Origin of the sequence: Myxococcus sp. CA005, from assembly GCF_006518205.1 — a bacterium.
GTDB lineage: Bacteria > Myxococcota > Myxococcia > Myxococcales > Myxococcaceae > Myxococcus > Myxococcus xanthus.
Window position 1 is genome coordinate 1 of the sequence record NZ_SRLV01000197.1, and the last position, 1443, is coordinate 1443.

Consider the following 1443-nt stretch of genomic DNA (forward strand, 5'->3'; position numbering starts at 1 on the left):
GGGTTCGACAGCGGAATGTGGACTCCGCGGGCTGCGGGGTTTGACAACGGATGAGTCGGCGCTGGGGTGGGGGTGGCCAGAGCGTGGTGCTTGGGTCCGGGCAACTCGGCCTTTGGCGGGGCGGACGTTTCGTCCTCCCGCGCGGCTCGGAACTGAATCAGCTTGTTGATGATCTCAGCCTTCTTGCTCTCGCCCAGGTAGGGGAAGCTGAGTCCGCGGTCGATGACGTAGCGACGTAGCTGCTTGACAGTCATCGCGTCCAATTCGCTGCGTGTCTTCATGTTGTTCTCGTGATGCTGCGTTGAATGAGGGCTTGGTGAAGAGAAAACGGTGGCGGGGCAGACGTCCCCCATTGAAAGCGGCTCAGATGCCACCCAAGGCCTGTGCAGCCTCTTCTCTGTCTCTGTGGATGGTGCAGGTCCTCATGCCCTTCCGGGGGCGGTGTTCGCAGTTGCCGTACAGGCCGAAATTCCTCGCAAACCCGCTGCCGGTGCTGGGCTTCTTTACAACTGCCCAGCAGTGACGAGGGTTGGTTGGGCGTCGGACGGACTCTTGGGCTCTCAGCTTCTTCGTGAGCTTTGCTTCTTCAGGTGTCATATCGACTGCGTCCCTTCAGGGCGGCAGCTCGTGCCGCCGCCCGCATACCCATGTCAGCGGAGGGCACTGTGCAGGACTTGCAGCCCTCGCTCTGCCTCTTCACGCGTCGGCCAAGGCCCGCCGACGCCGAGCAGCACCAGATAGATGCGGCCTCTATTGCCGTCGTCGAGGACCTCCGATTCGACGAGCCAGTGCTCCTGAATCGTGGTGCGCAGCTCCACCTGTGCGGCGAGAAGGTGGAGCGCCGCGTTGCGCTGGCGTGAGGAGGTGCCCTGGGGGAATGCGACCTCGACTTCCGGCTGTAGCTCGCAGCCGCTGCTGTGAAGGGCCAGCTTCACCTCCACACGGGCCCCCGCGAGCGCCTTGCGAAGTGCCACCGACACGAGGGCGTCGGTGGCTTGTTCCTTTGTCGCCATGCTGGGCCCTACTCCTCGGCCTTCGGAGCGAAGTGCTCGGCGGCCTGGGTGGCGCCCATGGCCGTGAGTTCCCGGTGCACCGCGCGCATAAAGAAGCGGGTCCGGCTCGGCAGGCCCGCGTCGCGCCAGGCCTTGTCCAGGGCGTCCAGGGCCTCTGCGTCGAAGGAGAGAGGGATGACGCGCTTGCCGTCCTCGCGCACCTTCACCTCGCGCTCGGGACGCGGGCCTACGTTGATTCGTCCAGCCTCCGCCTCCCGAATCTTCCACTGGAGGTAGGAGACGTTGCTGCTGCCCGTCGGACGCCCGACGACTTCGCGGTACTTCTCCTGCAATTGCTGCAGCGACATGCCCGCGAAGCGCCCGCGCTGGCGAGCGGGCTGCGTGCCCTCGGCCGAGGTGGTGGCCGGTGCAGCAGGGGCCGGAGGAGGGG

2 protein-coding genes and 1 pseudogene are annotated in these 1443 nt (G+C 65.7%); all 3 read right to left on the minus strand.

From position 1 onward, the window contains the following. Positions 1-281: pseudogene (locus FMQ63_RS37090) on the minus strand (hypothetical protein); the annotation flags it as partial. A 369-nt stretch (positions 282-650) separates the two neighbouring features. Then, the gene (locus FMQ63_RS37095; RefSeq protein WP_020479125.1) at positions 651-1013 is read right to left on the minus strand and encodes a hypothetical protein; all 363 of its coding nucleotides are present in this window, start codon (positions 1011-1013) and stop codon (positions 651-653) included. Between the two features lie 8 nt (positions 1014-1021). Beyond that, positions 1022-1443: DUF2924 domain-containing protein (locus FMQ63_RS37715; RefSeq protein WP_141277056.1), on the minus strand; the 422-nt coding region annotated here is incomplete at its 5' end.

What these genes read in the sequence shown, in the direction of transcription:
- FMQ63_RS37095 (WP_020479125.1), bottom strand. Translation starts at nt 1,013, where the DNA reads ATGGCGACAAAGGAACAAGCCACCGACGCCCTCGTGTCGGTGGCACTT.